Genomic DNA, 16844 nt, shown 5'->3' with positions numbered 1-16844 from the left:
CCTTGCGCCAATGGTTCTCCTCCGCCGTGGTTCTGCTGGTCATACCGGCAGCCGCCGCATGGTTGGCGTGGGACTTCCATAAGAGCGCATCCCTTAATCCGGGCGCCTGCATCGAAGGCACGTTCCGCACCAACGACAATGGAAGTCCGCAAATCTGCGTCACGCGATAACCCGCTCCGCGATGACGGCGCTGCTGGCGCTCGCAGCCGCATGGGGGAACGCGCAAGACTGGGGCAACATCGCGGTCATCTCCGATACGCTCGGTAATCACGCCGGACGCCTCTGTATCGGTGAGGGCTTGCGCGTCAGCGACATCGGCTGTCCGACCTATGCGCCAAGCGTTTCAACCGCCGGCCACGTAAGCATCACCGGCAACGTCTCTGCACAGAAGTTCATTGGGGATGGCTCTCTCCTTAGCGGTATCAGCACCGCGAGCGGCGATCGCATCGTATCAGGCACGAACGATGCCACCCGCATGGTGGCGATTTCGGACACCGGATATATCAGCATTACGCAGGCGGGTGCGAACAGCGGGTGGTTTAGCCCCTACACCGGTTTGGTGACGTTGGGTGTGAGTAGTACCGGCGGGATTAGCGGTACGACGGGCTATTTCAGCGGAAATGTGGGAATTGGAATGAGCGCGACTGATGTCACGCTTCATGTCAATGGCATCGCCCAGTTGGCCGGTTCGAATGCTCAACACAACAATGATGGCATTCCTCTTACGAGTTCAACTTTGTGGCTTCGCAGAGGAACTGCCGGTTCCGGGAACTATGCAGGACTACGCCTCGGCACCAACCATGCCGATGGCAGCACTTACCTCTTCGGCAACCAAACGGGGATGCTGTTCTACACAACAAGTGGTGGCACCTCCAGCGAACGGATGCGCATTGCTGGCGGAGGCAATGTCGGCGTCGGCATCATTTCACCCACCGCGACGCTGCAAGTTTCCGGTAGCTTCACCGTCTCCACCAGCGGGCAGACCACCACGCCGACCATTCAGGGTTTAGCGAATGGCGGCGTGGGTATGGGTATGCTCGCTGATGCGGCGTGGCCCTTATCGGTGCGGAACTGGATAAGGTTAGAGTCGGAAGACACGGAATTCAATGGGATCGGATTCGGTGGCGTCGGTGGTGCGCCAAACAAGTTTTACATCGGGAAACGAACAGGCGTCTCCTCATCGGCACTGGCTATTGTGTACGGATCGGGGCCTGCAAACAGCAATGGCCTGCTGCTATCACAGAACGGCAAACTCGGAGTGAAAACGTTTGCGTTGGCTGATCTTGATGTCGCCGGCACCATCTCCGCCTCTGGCGCCATCCAAGTCGGCACCAGCAGCCTTGCCTGCAGCGCAGGTATTCCCGGAGCGATGCGTTATTCATCCGGCAACATACAGTTCTGCAACGGCACGACGTGGACGGCGTTGGGCGCGGCGGGTGGCGGCTTGGAAGACCGCATCGTTAGCGGCACCACCAGTGTGATTGCTTATGAGGACCGGAGCATCACCTTTAGCATCGCCGGTGCGCAGCGGATGATCGTGGGCGAGAACGGCGCGGTCGGCATTGGTTTGGCAGAACCTGTTTCGGGCTATGCCCTGAGTGTCTCGGGATCAATATATTCTTCAAACTCCACCCCTTCGCTCGCGAATATTCACGTCACCAACTTCGGTGGAAACGCCGCGTTGTGGGCAAACACCTATAATGCCGGTTCGGATGCCATGGTGTTGTTGCGCACCTTGCGGTCGGGAGCGAGCCATTACTGGAACATGGGTTCGGACAGCAGCGATGGGAACAAGCTCAAGTTCGGGCAAGGCTCGAGCGTCGGCAGCGCTGTTGCCATGACCATCGATTCCTCGGGTAGCGTTGGTATCGGGACAGTGACTCCGGTTGCGACGTTGCAGGTGAGTGGGACGTTTATCGTGAGCCGTACCGGGCAGACGAGCACGCCGACGTTCTATGTGGGCACGGACGGCGTAGTGGGTATTGGAACAACGACGCCGACGGTTGCATTTTCAGGGGGCGGACTTGAGATTGACGGCCGTGTTGGAGGTGGTTCGGGCGGGGCTGGATTACGACTTACCAATTCCTTGGGTATTTGGGATATCACATCGCCTGGCAGCAATGGCAACCTAGGGATCTATGACGCTTCGAACAATCGGTATCCATTCTATATCCGGCAAAATAGCGGGAACGTAGGGATTGCGACGACCCTTCCCAATGCGGCGCTGCAGGTGAGTGGGACGTTTACGGTGAGTAAAACGGGGCAGACCGCACAGGAACCGAGTTTTGTGGTGGACAGTGATGGCGAGGTTGGTATCGGCACCAGTGCGCCGACAGCGCCGCTGCATGTCTCGGGAACCGGGCAGATGATCCTGCTGGGCACTTCGAGCGGCATTCCCCACTACTATATGACGTTCCGTGACCCTACCGTTGGAGGCATGGTCGGATTTGATGCTGGGGGCGGCATGGGGAACTCGCTGAACAGCAACCTGCGAATCCAAGGCGGCACCAATAAGGGTATTGTGTTCGACGTGCACAACGCCGGTGGGTGGGGTACGGGGCCGGGCGCGATGTTCCTTTCAGCCGCCGGCAACCTAGGGATTGGCACGAGCAACACCCTGCCGAAGGCCCGGCTTGACGTCAGCGGAACGATTTCGGCAACCAATGCGATTCAGGTTGGGCAGAGCAGTTTGGCTTGTTCCAGCGGTATTCCGGGGGCTTTGCGTTACAACGCCAGCGCCATGCAGTTCTGTAATGGCACCACGTGGACGACGCTGGGGAGTGCGGGGGCTGCCACGGCGGCCAGCAGTACGGGGGCTGTTCAGTTTAACGTGGGGAATGCGCTGGCGGGCGATACCTCCAACTTCTTCTGGGATGACGCCAACAACCGTTTGGGGATTGGCACCAGCACGCCGGGTTATATCGTTCATGTCTCGGGTTCGAGCCCACGTCTGGCTATCGCCAACGGCGTGGGTTCCACCTATGCGGAAACCGTGCTGCTCGATGAGACGGGAAGCGCGAAATGGTCGACCGGTATTTACGGAGACAGCCATTCGAACGCGAGCCTCCGTAACGGCTATTACATTTACCAGTACGAGGATGCATCGGACGCGATGGTGAACAAATACCGGTTCTTCATCAACGATGATGGCAACGTTTCAGTCGGCGGGTCGGTAACGCCCATCGCGACGCTACAAGTCTCCGGCAGCTTCATCATCTCCACCAGCGCGCAGATCACGACGCCTACGATGATCGCTTATGATAGCGGCACCATCTCGATAGGCACAACGAGCACGACAGCTGGTTTTCCTGCCCAAGTCTTTATTGGCAGACGGCTCGGGCGTGTGGGTCTCACCATATCCAGCGTTGATGGCAGTGCTCAAAGCGACCTTGTTCTTCACAGCAGCGGCAACCCGGCCGATGGCAAAAGCCTTCAGTTCGTTAATACGGCCACCAGTGGAGGGAATTTTTACTTGCGGGTGCTTTCGGATGACTATCTGACGATCAAGCACAATCTTCTCACGGCCACTTTGGTTTCGGGCACCTTGGGCATAAGCAATACCAATCCTCTTGCAAAACTCGATGTCGTCGGCACGATTTCGGCGAGCGATGCCATTCAGGTTGGGCAGAGCACCTTGGAGTGCAGCGTAGCTATTTCGGGCAGCATCCGCTACAACGTTACCAGCAACACCATCCAAGTCTGCACGGGCGCCACGGGGTGGAAGAGCCTTGCCAGCAGCACGGTTGCAGCGGGGTCTGCCACGGCGGCGAGCAGCACCGGTGCGGTGCAGTTCAATGTGGCGGGTGATTTGGCTGGCGATACAAACAACTTCTTCTGGGATGACACCAACAACCGGTTGAGCATCGGGACAAGCACTCCCGCGAACTTTGGGCAGTTCTATGTTTCCGGTTCGATTGGCCGGATGGGAATTGCGGCAGGAAACCCGACGCAATTCTCGGAGTTGATGTTCTTTGATAATACGCCGGTGGCAAAATGGGTGTTAGCCCACTACGGTGACAGCACCGCCAACACGACGCTCCGCAACTCGTTTGGTATCTACCAGTACCGCGACCAGTCGGACGCTTCGGTCAGCCGCTACCGCTTGTTCTTCAATGATGATGGCAATGCGTCGTTTGGAGGTTCTGTTTCACCCACCGCGACGTTGCAGGTGAGCGGCACGTTCACGGTTTCCAACAGTGCGCAGACCACCACGCCGAGTTTGTTTGTGGGGACGGATGGGAATGTCGCGATTGGAACGACCAGGCCAAGCGCCTCGCTGCATGTAACGGGCGGCGCAAAATTCGGCAATACCGGCGCATCTCTCAATTATGTGGATCACACTGTTATCCTTTCGGATGGCGGTACCGCATTTGAGGGCGGCCTATTGATCACCAACATTGACACGCTTGCCGGAACGAGCGTGAAAATGTCAGCGGCCTTTGGTGCTGGTTCTGCTGATTTGCGTTTAGGCATGGTCAGCAACAATGCGCCCAACACGTTTGTACGAAATTGGATTTTCGGCGAGGGCTCCAACGGTAATGTAGGGATCAGTCAGACCACACCATTGGCGAAGCTTGATGTCGTCGGCACGATTAGTGCCAGTGACGCGATTCAGGTGGGTAGTAGCAGCTTGACCTGCAGTAGCGGCATTTCCGGTGCCATCCGCTACAATTCAGGGAGTCTTGAGCTCTGCGATGGCACATCGTGGGGCGCACTCGGTGGCAGCGGTGGCGGTACCGCCCTTGGTGACCGCATCACCAGCGGCACGTTGGCCATGGTGGTCAACAGTGCAACCAGCTATGTGAGCCTAAGCACGGCGGGGACGGATTGGGGCTACCTCTCCAGCGCCGCGACGTATCTGCCGAACCTGCGCAGCAACAGCATCAGCGCAACGCTGGTGAGCGTGACGAACGTTTCGGCCACCTACATCCAACTCAACAGTCCAAGTACCGTGCTTGCTTGCAACGCTGGCTTTACCGGCGCCATGCGCTACACCTCCGGCACCATGCAGGTGTGCGATGGTTCCAACTGGGGTAACATTGGCCTGGGTGTGCCAACAGGAACGATCTCGGCTTTTGCGGCAACCAGCTGCCCGTCCGGATGGACCGAATATATTCCTTCGCGCGGTCGCTTCTTGCGCGGCTATGACAACAGCGCGGGCAATGATCCGGACGGCAACCGTGCTGTCGGCGATTTGCAAGACGACGCGATGCAACAGATTACGGGGTCGATGGGCTTTAACCGCACCGCGGCAGCCAACCCGGTTGGAGCTTTCGTGGCAGGAGGAACCGCCGGTGCAGCGGGGGCTACACCCGGTTCCAGTGCTGCCGGTTCAATCGCTTTCAACAGCGCGAACTCTCCGGGTGCGCGTACTGCAGCTGAAACCCGTCCAAAAAACGTGATGGTTATCTTCTGTAGCTATAGCGGTTTCCAGAGTGCCCCCGGGCAGACCATTCTGACAACCTTGGCCAGTTTGACCGATGTGAACCTTGCCGGAAACGCAGTCGGCAAAGTACTGGCTTATAACGGTGGCCAGTGGGTGGTGAGCAACAGCGCTGCTGGCAGCGATAATCTCGGCGACCACACGGCCACTCAGGACCTGAACATAACCGGTTCGTACAAGATATCGTTCGGTTCGACGGTGTCGGACAAAGCCCTGTGGTATGGCAACACCTTCGGTACTGGCATTGAAGCTAGCACCCTGACCAACTGGAGCGGATCGCAATTCCGTTGGCGCACGGGCGGCACCACGGCCTCGGGCGGCACGGAGCGAATGTTACTAACGACAACAGGTTTGACCGTAACGGGCTTTGTATCCACCACGGGTGTGATCGACGTCGGAACACAGGTTCTTGGCAACGGCGGCGACAGCGCCGCAACGCCGACCTACAGTTGGACAGGCGACACGAATACGGGGCTGTTCACACCCGGAGCGGACCAGGTTGGGCTTAGCACCGGCGGCGCGGAACGACTGCGCGTAACAAACACTGGCCTTGGCATCGGGACCACTGCCCCCTCCACGTCTCTGTATGTGAATGGTCAGATTGGTGGCGGATTTGGTGCCGTCACTACCGCTGGTACCCTTGACTTCAACGATATATCAAATGCTCGACCGGGCAGCGGCTACACCTTGCTGCGCGGTAGCACGGCTACCAACGCGCCGAATGTGACCGCCAGCTATTGGCACCCGTTCTCATTCGAATATAGCAGCAAGGTGGGTAGTGGAAACCTGACCCAATTCGCCATCCCGTACACTGCGGCCTCGGGTATGTATTTGCGGTACAGGACATCGGGCACGTGGACGGGATGGTACCGGTTCATCGTCGAGGATGCGTCCGGCAATGCCACGGTTACAAACAACCTGACCGCAGCGGCTTTCCTCTACAGCTCGGATAAACGGCTCAAGAAGAATATCGAAGCCATGACCGGGGGGTTGGCGAAGCTTGACCATATAACTCCTGTGACGTTCAGCTACATCAGCGACACAACCAACCGCGAGCATTTGGGTGTAATCGCGCAAGACGTGCAGAAGGTCTATCCGCAAGCGGTGGTCATGCAGGACGACGGCTTCCTGGCGGTGGATTACCCCGCGCTGGTGCCCGTGTTGATCGATGCCGTGAAGGAACTGAAGGCCGACAACGACCGGTTGGCGGGTGAAATGAAGGACGTGGAGGAACTTCACACTGTTGGTCTTACGACCATCGGGCGCTTGAACCGGGAAGTCGAAGAGCTCCGCAGCGCCAATGATAACTTTGTACGCCGTCTGGAAGCGGTAGAGACAAGGAAAGCCGCGTCCAGGTGAACAAACGTATGATGGCCGTATTGTTGAGGCTGGCGGTCATTCCGCTGGCCTTTTTGTTGGTTTCCGCGACCTCGTACAAGGTCGACAACGGTACCAACCAGAACATCACCGAACACACGGTTTGCAGGAACGTCGCCAATAATCACTCGAGCGGGAGCGATATATTCGTCCCGACAAATACCTCCACTGAGTGGAGCACTTTCTACGGCAATCCGCCTGCGGGTGTTGTTGTAGCCGCATGCTGCGGTGGCACGGCCACGATTTCTGCCAACGCTAGCAACGTCAACCTGTTCACGTTGGCCGGTTCACCGTCGTGCACCGGCGGTACGTGGACCATTACCATCAACAACAACATCGTCGTTAACTCCACAAGCGCGGCCACCGCTGCGCTCGTCACTGGAACATGGCCCGCAGGCTCAACCGTCACGCTGGTCAACAATGGCGAGATTTATGGCAAGGGTGGCGCCGGCGGCGTAGGTGGAAACGGTGATACCGGTCCAGGAACGGCAGGATCAGCCGGAGGGGATGCCATATCCCTCGGCGCCAACATCACCATCAACAACACCGGCGGCAACATTTTTGGCGCCGGCGGTGGGGGCGGGGCCGGAAGAGGGTGCGGATCCGGCGGCCTGGGCAATCGCCGCGGAGGCGGCGGCGGTGGAGGCGGGCAAGGCTCAACCAACACTCCTGGTGGCGCCGGAGGGACGGGCAACACCGCCGCCGGAACTGCTGGCGGTACGGGATCCGTGGCCAGCGCGGGGATCGGAGGGGCTGGCACCGGCGCTGGCGGTTGCAGCACCTCGGGCTCGCCCGATGGTGGCGCTGGCGGAGCATGGGGAGCGGCCGGAGCGGCCTCATCAAACGCCGGCGGAGCGGCAGGCAAAGCCATCGACCGGAACGGCTTCACCGCAACATTCACCGGCGGGAACAACGCCACGCAAGTTAAGGGCGCCGTGAACTAGCGGTCTACCGGCAGGGGTTTGACCGTTGGGGGTGTCAAGAGCAAGCTCGGCTGCATGCTTCGGTTTGAATGCGAGCTATTGGAAGGCATGTGCCTGCACGCGGTGATAATTGCGGGGGGCAGGCTTGGACGACGCTTTGCCTTCATTTTTGGCCTGCCGGATAAATCACCGGTGGCAAGGAGCGGTTTGGTGCGAGCCTCCGGTGAAGGTTATGTGGGCTCTGGCATCCGCCCGGAAAGGGCGGTGCAAGCTGGCCCTGGTATCATGTTGGTACTTTATTTTCCGTCGCCAATCTTCAGCACGGTTTTGGTCAGCTGGTAGGTGGCGGTGATCCCCGTGATCTTTGCGCTGGTCATCAGGTTGTTGGTTTGGGCCATTTTGGCTCTCACGGTCAGCTGCTTGGACGCAGCACTATAGGACCACGCGAAGAAGCTGCTGCGGTTCGGGGAATTGTCGTAGTGGCATGTGGCCTCGGTGGTGGCAACGTTGGTGTTTACGTTGGCGATGTTCAAGGTTTTGGTGCCGGTGACCCCGGAACAGCTGCCGGTGAAACCTGCAAGAGTGCCGATGACGGAAATTGATTTCGCACCTGCTTCCACGGCGTCTGACAGGTCGATTGCGCGGGTGGAGGAACCGATGAAACCCTTCTTGTTCTTGGAGTAGTCGGGGTAGCTGTTGAAGGCAACGTTGGGCAAGTTGACCTTGTGATTTGTGGTGGTCGTAGTGATGGCAGCCCCCACACAGCCGTTGGCGTCGGCGGTGGTATCGAGGGGTTTGTAAAACTTGTTCATCTTATTGCACTTGAGGACGGCGAGGATGTCTTTGTTCACTTTTGTTATTGCTGCGGTGAGCGCTGCGCTCTCGGCGTTGATGCGGATTTCGCTCGAGACGGTTTTGACGTCGCGGGCATTGGCGCTGGTTTCCAAAGAGGTTGCGTGTTGCGCAAACGTGGTGGCCAGAAGGACGGTTGCAAATAAGGCGTATTTCATGGACGTGTCTTTCATTGATTACTCGACGGTAACGGTAACGGTAACGGTGATGGGGATGCAACCGTTGGCATCTGCGCCGACTTCACCGGGTGCGTAGAAGCGGCCTTTGGCGGTGCAGGCGAGGATGGCGTTGGCTTTAGATTGCAAGCTTGCGACTTCGGCGATCTGGTCGGCTCGTGTTTGGGTGAGATGCCGCATCATGGATCGGTCGCTGGCTTGGCCTCCGGGGGCGGTGGTGGCTTCCAAGGCGAATGCATGTCCGCAAAGCGCCGGGCCTGCGACGAGCAGGGCCACCGAGAAAATTACCTGACGTGAGTGCATGATTGCTCTCCCTTGTTCCGTGTCATTATGCGGAGCGGGGTAAGGCAACCTGACATCGAAGGGCGGCATACGTGGAAGAGCAGGATGTGCCGACCGAGCGCGGGGATGTTTTGAAGGCTCGCCGGAGGACGTGGAACTTGAACGGCTCGCGGATGTATTGGATGCCGCTGGAAGGTGAGTTTCAACCGAAGTGGTAAGGAATTAATAACCAAGATAATTGTGGGGGTTATTTACCGGTGGTTCTTACCCCGTGCCGACGGAATGTCTTGGTACGGGGTGATTGCAATGGCGGAGTTCGGGAAGCGGCGCGCGCAAGGCGCATCGACGGTGCGAACGGGGAGTAGGGTTCCAGAAGCGCGGACGGCGGCGGAAGGAGCTGCGATTGGTGACGCTGCTGAAACGCCGGTGCGCGAGGATGGTGTATTTGACAGCTGGATCAAACGACATCCCTTCATCTCCGGATTTGTGTTCTTGGCGGTCCTTGGTTCACAACTGCAGAAGAATACGGGCGGTGAACTTGTGACCCGCACCAACGAGGGGAACTGCAGCGCCACGCAGCGTGACGCGGCTCAGGGGATGATACGGGCCTATGGGTATTCGTGTGCGCCCGTGAACTTCTGCCTGCAGTCATCCTGGGACGGGAGCTACCGCGTAACATGCAACAGCAATCGGTACGTGTACCGGTTGGAAGACCGCGGCGGAAACTGGACTGTCATGCTGAAGTGAGGGTTTATGCTTAGCGTGAGTGCTAGATGATCTATCTGCGCTTTGCGTTGGTGAATGCGCCAGTGACCGCCATGATGATGGTCTGGCTGCCCGCACCGTGTGGCGGAACGAGAAGGCCCCGCTCGATCTTAAACCCTTCTGCGCGTAGCCCCGCGAGGGTTTTCTGGTGAAGGGTGTCATCGTCCTGGCCGGCCAGGGCCAAATGCGGATAACCCGCTATGGGAAGACGTTCGGATGCCATGCCGCCGTTGGTAGTGGCGATCGAGGGATTCGGCAAGAACCCAGCAGGTGTAACGGGGAGCTTTGATGATCACTGCGCTTCGTTGACAACGCCTTCGATAAATCCATTCTCATCCAGCAAGCAGCGGATACTAAACTTGAGCTCCAGGTTGAAACTGTTCTTCGCGGTAAACGACGACAGGACGGTTGTGCGGCCGTTCGCGTGTTCGTTGACTGCAATGTCGAGGAAGCGTGAAAAACTGACAGTGGATGGGTGGGTGGCCTGGGATTTGGCGTAGGCTTCACAAAGCTGAATCGCTTGCGGCCGGTTAAGATGCGAAGGTGCCGTGAACGGTTTTTGGTCGTTGGCGCGCGCTGCATCGAAATAGACGGTCACGACTTTGATGCCGTCGCCGCAGGTGACGTAGAACACAGGTCTGCCCTTAACCTTGGACTGATGGGCGGATTTCGCCACGGATGCAGGGGAGATGCTATCCCGGCATCGGGCGTCCTCCCGGCGGATGCGATTTACCGCCTTGATGATCTGGGCCTTGGCTTTGCTGGTGTCGCCATCCCAATGGAAATCATTGGCGGCGAACTCGCGCGTCTGTCCGCCGGGCAACTTGAAGGCGAGCACTCCAGCCTGAACCCATCCGACCTGATGCTTGAGCCAGTCGGGGTCCGTGATCTGAACGCGAATCCAATCCCCATCGCGGCATTGGACCTGAACCTTGGTAGAATTGTCGATGGATTGGTAGACGGTGCTGCCGATGATTGCGGTCGCCTTCTCGTTTACGATCGTCTCTCCGTTGGGTTTCTTGCGGAGTGGGTGGGAATCCGCACCGATCACTTCGACCACCGCGCCATCGGCAGGCACGCCGTGTTCACAAGAGAAGCGGGAGGCGACGGGGATTGGATTCGCAGCGGGCGTTGAAGGGGCGCGTGGTGCTACCGTGGTGGCGAAAGCTACGAAAATGACCGCCACGGCGGCAAGAACCTGTGCGGTGTTGCTCTTGAAGAAGGAGACGGCACGCGCGAGGGCGGCGCCCCCTGGTGGAGAGAGAAGAATGGAACCGGCCAGGATCCAGGCACCGCCGATAAAACTTTCGGTGGCCATCACTTGAACGGCAACCATGCCGAATAGGATGGCGAAGGCCCAGCGGATGAGAGAAGTGATCACGGCCATGGCGATATCCCTTGGTTCGGCCAGCGAAAGTACGTGTGCGAATCGACAGGCGTGGGAGTATTTTGGGCAGGATGCTTATGTCCTTCAAGTTACCGGGGCAAGAAAGGCGATTTGTTCAGCGGTAATCTCGATGGAGATCTGTGAGCCGGTGTTCGCGTCTATCCATTCCTGGACTTCGTTGAGAGGGAACTGTTCGGCGCCGTCGTCTCCTCCAAAGGTGGCGCTCTTTTCCATCCACCAGTTCTCGTCTGTGTTGGGGTTGCAGCCATTCGCGTAGACGCAGGTGCGCGGTGGCTTTTCACTTGGGTTCATGAAGTAGACCCCGTGGTCTCCCACAAGCATAAGGTGGGCGGCGGGGGCTTCTCGCGCTCGTTTGATGAGACGCAGAAGGTCCGCACGGCGGAAGGAAAGCCTAGCCATTGTTTCTCTCCGCTTGTGCGGGGAGGGCTATTTCGCGCAGCGTGACGTGAAGGTCTGGCCATTCCTCGTATTCGATGGCGTGGGTGATGACGCGGGTGGTGTACGCAGAACAGACGCTTTCCCAATCGGCGTCGATGAGATCGTTCCAGGGCGCGTGTTCGTAGCTGCATTCGAACTGGCTTACTGCGTTGGCCATTCGCTGGATGAGCTCGTACATGCGCAGCATTCCGCCCATGCGGTTTACGAAGCTGAAGCGGTCAATCTTGCATTGCTCGCTCAGCAGCAAGTCTTCGGTGATGTAAATGGCGTTTAGGGCGAGGCCATCGGGGTCGATGTGCCGGACCAGGTAAGGTGCCGGTTGAATATCAGGCATGGCGAGATGCTTTCGTTATCCGGTGCCGCGTTATCGCGGCTCCATCCCGCGAAACATGCACGGCGATGTCGGCGGGCGTGCCGGGCTGTAACCGAAGGCGCGCGTTACGCGCGGCCCTTGGCGCGGACGCGGTGGCCGGGCAGCATCGCGTTGGATGGGGCGTGCAACTTGCGGACCCGGGCGAATGCTGAGCCTTGTGGCTCAATAGGCCCTGCCGGGGGTTATCGACCCTTGGCCTTTTGATATGCGCCCGTGATGTCAGCGATAAGCTGTGGGACCCATGGCGCGGAGCGCGCGTGCGTGCATTTTGAGCACAGGGATGGCCGCTGACTTGTTCATGTCGGTCAGTGTGGGTGTGGGTCGCTTGGATGGCAATACGCAGGTGATCGAACGGAACCTGCCTAACTCTTTTGCACCAACGGCGACGGTATGATTGTTGTACGTTTGTCTTGGTGGCGCGGAGCAACATCCCACGCCATGATGTGAAAGATGGCAGGGGAAGCCGCCCGCGTAACGAAGCTGGGGAGCGACGCCCAGCTTTCGCATACGGAGACAGCACCCCATAGCGTGCAGGCCGAACAAGCCCTGATCGGCGCCATCCTCGTCAACAACCGCTTCTATGACGAGCTCGAAGGGAGATTGAAGCCTGAACACTTCTACGTGCCGATGCACGCGGCGGTGTTCGAGGCGATCGAGACCATTATCGACCAACGTGGTGGCGACGCGAACCCCATTACCATTGCCGAACGCCTGCGCGGTTCACCCTTCGATGCTGACAAGGCGCTGTTTCCGCACCTGTCGCGGATGTTCGAGAACGCCGCGCTGACCGCCGACGCGAAAAGTCTAGCAGAAGTGATCATCACCGCGTTCCGGCAACGCCAACTGATGGGTCTTGCCGAAAACCTCCACAAGGAAGCCCGCGCGGCGTCAAAACCCGAAGACGTGGAAGGGATGTTGGAAGCGGTGGGCAGCGAAGTGTTCCGCCTCACCGAAGCGGGTGGTTCCAAATCAACGGCGCGCGGCATGCGCGAAAATCTCATCGCGGTTATCGAACAGGCGGCAGCCGCCAAGCAAAGCGGCACCGGCATCACCGGCATCACGAGCGGTTTCCTCGATTTGGACAAGCTGCTGGGTGGGTTCCAGAAAAGCGACCTCATCATCCTCGGTGCGCGGCCGAGCATGGGGAAGACCAGCTTGCTGGTGAACATCGCGCAGGCGGTGGCGATGCGTCACCTAACAAAGCAACCCAACTGTGGCCCGGTCGGCGTCTTCAGCCTCGAGATGAGCAGCGAGCAGCTGACGCAGCGCATCCTGTCCAACGCATCCAAGATCAACGCACAGCAACTCGGTAGCGGACAAATCAGCGATTCTGAAATGATGCGGGTGATGAAGGCGGCGAACGACCTTCACACACTGCCGCTGGTCATCGACGACACACCGGGGCTTTCGATTGCCGCGCTCCGGGGGCGTGCGCGCCAGATGAAGCGCCAGCACGGGATCGGGCTTATTGTTGTCGACTACCTGCAACTCCTAACCTGCCCCTTGAAGGGGGATTTCAACCGTGTGCAGGAAATCAGCCAGATTAGCCAAGGGCTGAAGCTCGTGGCGCGCGAACTGAATGTGCCGGTGATCGCGGCGAGCCAGCTATCGCGGCAGGTGGACAGCCGTGACAACAAACGGCCTTTGCTCTCAGACCTCAGGGACAGCGGGACGATCGAACAAGATGCTGACGTTGTGCTGATGCTCTATAGAGCCGAGTATTACCTTTCGCGGGCGTTGGGTGCCGATGACGGAGCAAGCGCCGCGGGCGATGCGGAACGGAAACGTATCACCGAGACGCAACAGCAACTTGAAGCGGTGCGGGGGATTACCGAATTGATTGTCGCGAAGAACCGCAAGGGCCCGACTGACACGGTGAAGCTGCGCTTCCGTGGCGAGACGACCACTTTTGAAGACTATTCCGGTCGCGGGGCCGGACTAACATTTTAATCGGAGGAGGGATTGATTGGAACGCTCAACGATATTTCTGTTTCAGTGCATCTTGCGGTTTGTGCTCTTGGTATGCACCGGTCTCGTTGCCCTGGGTCACCAGTCCCTCGCCGCTCGTTTTTGATCTTCAGCCAGTAGTGCAGGTAGCGGATTGCGTCCGGGCGGTCTGGGGTAAGGCGGTAGTGCGCGAGTTCAGACCTATTGAACAGGGTTCCGGCGCAGTGCCCGAGGATAAGCGTGTCATAGAGGAGATGGCGGGGGTCGGTGCATTCCTCGAATGTGGACAAACCGTCGCTCCAGAGCAGCGTCCGTTCCGGCATCGCGTCGCTAAGGGCGTACCACTGCTTGGCGCGTTCCTTGGCGAGGTATTGTTGGTGTCTTCTTAAAATGGAGATCAGGCTTCCTCGCCCCTAAACCATGTGCGGCGAATGCTTGATGGCATGGATGAGGGGAATGATGGGGAAGAAGAGAATGGTGTTGGATGTTTGCTTTCCCGTCCGCGTGAGATGCCAAAGGAATTTGACGGTGAGGGGGGGGACATCCTCCAGTTCGAGAACCCTGTGGCAATGGCAGAGGATGAGCCTGAGTTGGTGGGCTGCTGCATTCCGGGCGGGTACATCGTGTGTGAAGGACACGGACGTTGCGATGGGAGCGGTGCCATCGGCCGTGGAGGACATTGGCGATGGCGTTATGCGCCCGAGAGAGGTTGTGGAAGTGCTTGTCCGTCAGCATGCAATAAACTCCGACGGAGTCGTGAAAAGGTATTGCCGGAAACATGAATAGATAATCCAAAGAGTATTGAAGAGGGTTTTTGTCTTAAGTTGGGTTGGCGTGGCTAGCGACGGGGGCGGGTTTGCGGCGTCGTGTATTCTCCGCCGAAGCGCTCGATGAAGCGGTCGGCATCTTCCTTCCGCGAGAAGCACTTGACGTTCCACCATTCGCCGTCGCGCACGAATGCATGCCCGCGGGGTGACACATCGAGGGCATTGCAGAATTCGTGCTGTGGTGGCCAGTGCTCCCGGCATGAAAGCCGTTCGGGCAGCGCCACCTGGTGGGGCCACGTGCTGTCGATTGTGGACTTGCTGCGCTCGCCCTTTCTTCTCACGGGAACCTCCATCTTGACGCCGAACCCAAATAGGAACAAAAAGTGAACACAAATCAAGAGGGAGTTGTTCCATGCGGGTCCATGACGTCGAAAAGCGCACAAATCTGGCGGTTCCATTGATGGCGGCACCGGTTGCCGCGGGGTTCCCGTCGCCGGCGGAAGAACACGAGGATCGCCCTCTGGATTTCAACGAGTTGCTGGTGAAGAACCCTGCCAGCACCTTTGCCGTGAAAGCGCAGGGCGACAGCATGGTGGGCGCCGGCATCCACGACGGTGACATCTGCGTTGTCGACCGTTCGCTGAAGCCCGTAGACGGCTCTGTCATTGTGGCGCTGGTGAATGGTGAGTTCACGATGAAGCGGCTGCGCATGAAAGCGGGGCGCGTGTGGCTTAAGCCGGAGAATAGCAACTACCCGGATATCCCGATCACCGAAGGGACCGAGTTTGAGATTTGGGGCGTGATACCGAAAAGCGTGCGGATGCACACGGCATGATGGTCGGCCTGGTCGACTGCAACAACTTCTATGTCAGCTGCGAGCGCCTGTTCCAGCCGCAACTGCGCGGTCGGCCGGTGGTAGTCTTGTCGAACAATGACGGTTGTGCCGTGGCCCGCTCGGAGGAAGCGAAGCAGCTTGGTGTCAAGATGGGCGCTCCGTGGCACCTTCACCGCGCAGCGTGGAAACAAGCTGGGGTGACTGTCCGATCATCCAACTACGCGCTCTACGGCGACCTGAGCAACCGCGTGATGTCGATCCTGCGGATGCTCACGCCCGGTATCGAGGTGTATTCCATCGATGAGGCGTTCATAGATTTCGGTGGAATGGGAGGCCGGGAGGAACAGGTAGCCCGCGAGCTGCGGGCGACGATCCTGCAATGGACCGGCATTCCCGTGTCGATCGGCATTGTGCCAACGAAGACGTTGGCGAAGGTTGCAAACCGGAGCGCCAAAAAAGTTCCTGTATCCGGCGGCGTGCGGGTGCTGCTGACGGACGAGGTGCAACAGCAGGTGTTGTCCAAGCTGGAGGTCGAAGATATTTGGGGCGTGGCGACAAGGCTCGGCCGCCGCCTCCGCGCGCTGGGAATCGCAACGGCCGCCGACATGCGGAATGCTGCGCCGGAGGCACTGCGGAAAGAAGGCGGGGTTGTTTTGGAGCGTATCGGGAGGGAACTGCGGGGCGAACGGTGCCTTCAGCTAGATGATGCAACGCGGTCTGCAAAAAGCATCATGGCGTCGCGGTCGTTTGGGCGCCCGGTGACGGAACGATCGGAGCTTGAGCAAGCGGTGGCTTCATTTGTGAGCCGGGCGGCGGAGAAGCTGCGCCGCCAGCATCTGACGGCCGGTACTGTGACCACCTTTATCCACACCTCCCCTTTCCGGCCGACTGATAGGCAATACGGTGCATCGGCGTTGGTGCGCCTGTGTGTGGCTTCATCGAACACCCCGAAACTCATTCAAGCTGCGTTGCAGGCCTTGCGGGAAATCTACCGGCCGGGGTTCCGCTATGTGAAGGCGGGCATCCTGCTTGATGCCTTTGAACCGGCGGGGGAGGAGCAGACTCACTTGTGGGCAGGCGGCGATAGCGAAAACGAACGCGGCTTGATGGCGACGATGGATCGGGTAAACCGGATATGGGGCCGCGGCACGCTCAACATGGCGGCTTGTGGTGTACGAAACGGGTGGTCAATGCGGGCGGAACACCTGTCGCCGCGTTACACGACGCGCTGGCAGGATTTGTTGCACGTTGCGTGAGG

Annotated in this window: 12 protein-coding genes; 6 read left to right on the top strand and 6 right to left on the bottom strand. The window is 58.9% G+C overall.

All coding sequences use genetic code 11. The features are described 5' to 3' along the window. The first annotated feature begins 181 nt into the window (after nt 1–181). Nucleotides 182–6802, top strand: coding sequence for a pyocin knob domain-containing S74 family peptidase (locus K2Y42_RS06655; RefSeq protein WP_291150046.1), 6621 nt, complete (start codon nt 182–184; stop codon nt 6800–6802). Continuing rightward, entirely contained in the window at nt 6799–7764 is a 966-nt protein-coding gene (locus K2Y42_RS06650; RefSeq protein ID WP_291150044.1) for a hypothetical protein, read from the top strand. The genes K2Y42_RS06655 and K2Y42_RS06650 overlap by 4 nt, the downstream gene beginning before the upstream one ends. A gap of 275 nt (nt 7765–8039) precedes the next feature. On the opposite strand, the gene K2Y42_RS06645 is transcribed toward K2Y42_RS06650, so the two are convergent. After that, nucleotides 8040–8768 (bottom strand): hypothetical protein, encoded by a 729-nt coding sequence (locus K2Y42_RS06645; RefSeq protein ID WP_291150043.1) that lies wholly within the window; start codon nt 8766–8768, stop codon nt 8040–8042. Between the two features lie 3 nt (nt 8769–8771). Further along, nucleotides 8772–9074 (bottom strand): hypothetical protein, encoded by a 303-nt coding sequence (locus K2Y42_RS06640; RefSeq protein WP_291150041.1) that lies wholly within the window; start codon nt 9072–9074, stop codon nt 8772–8774. A 285-nt stretch (nt 9075–9359) separates the two neighbouring features. Here K2Y42_RS06640 and K2Y42_RS06635 point away from each other — a divergent pair, with 285 nt between their 5' ends. Next, nucleotides 9360–9800, top strand: coding sequence for a hypothetical protein (locus K2Y42_RS06635; protein ID WP_291150038.1), 441 nt, complete (start codon nt 9360–9362; stop codon nt 9798–9800). 310 nt (nt 9801–10110) lie between these two features. On the opposite strand, the gene K2Y42_RS06630 is transcribed toward K2Y42_RS06635, so the two are convergent. The 3 genes from K2Y42_RS06630 to K2Y42_RS06620 form a co-directional block, all read right to left on the bottom strand. Then, nucleotides 10111–11205: a hypothetical protein gene (locus tag K2Y42_RS06630; protein WP_291150035.1), complete on the bottom strand. Its 1095-nt coding sequence runs from the start codon at nt 11203–11205 to the stop codon at nt 10111–10113. Between the two features lie 84 nt (nt 11206–11289). Further along, nucleotides 11290–11625, bottom strand: a complete 336-nt coding sequence (locus K2Y42_RS06625; RefSeq protein WP_291150033.1) for a DUF3085 domain-containing protein — start codon at nt 11623–11625, stop codon at nt 11290–11292. Then, a complete protein-coding gene (locus tag K2Y42_RS06620; protein ID WP_291150030.1) occupies nt 11618–11998 on the bottom strand; it encodes a hypothetical protein in 381 nt (126 codons plus the stop codon). Before K2Y42_RS06620 ends, K2Y42_RS06625 begins: the two co-directional genes overlap by 8 nt. 489 nt (nt 11999–12487) lie before the next feature. Between K2Y42_RS06620 and dnaB the strand changes: the two genes are divergently transcribed. Then, nucleotides 12488–13987 (top strand): replicative DNA helicase, encoded by a 1500-nt coding sequence (gene dnaB / locus K2Y42_RS06615; RefSeq protein WP_291150029.1) that lies wholly within the window; start codon nt 12488–12490, stop codon nt 13985–13987. A gap of 835 nt (nt 13988–14822) precedes the next feature. Here dnaB and K2Y42_RS06610 read toward each other — a convergent pair. Beyond that, nucleotides 14823–15092 carry a hypothetical protein gene (locus tag K2Y42_RS06610; RefSeq protein WP_291150028.1) on the bottom strand — a complete coding sequence of 90 codons (270 nt, stop codon included), beginning with the start codon at nt 15090–15092 and terminating at the stop codon, nt 14823–14825. Nucleotides 15093–15163: 71 nt separating this feature from the next. On the opposite strand from K2Y42_RS06610, the gene umuD reads away from it, so the two are divergent. Next, nucleotides 15164–15586, top strand: coding sequence for a translesion error-prone DNA polymerase V autoproteolytic subunit (umuD, locus tag K2Y42_RS06605; RefSeq protein ID WP_291150026.1), 423 nt, complete (start codon nt 15164–15166; stop codon nt 15584–15586). Beyond that, nucleotides 15583–16842: a Y-family DNA polymerase gene (locus K2Y42_RS06600; protein ID WP_291150023.1), complete on the top strand. Its 1260-nt coding sequence runs from the start codon at nt 15583–15585 to the stop codon at nt 16840–16842. The genes umuD and K2Y42_RS06600 overlap by 4 nt, the downstream gene beginning before the upstream one ends. The last annotated feature ends 2 nt before the right edge of the window (nt 16843–16844 follow it).

This window comes from Hyphomicrobium sp. (assembly GCF_019744875.1).
GTDB lineage: Bacteria > Pseudomonadota > Alphaproteobacteria > Rhizobiales > Hyphomicrobiaceae > Hyphomicrobium_C.
Note: the sequence above shows the minus strand (reverse complement) of the source record. Positions and strands in the feature narration are given on the sequence as shown.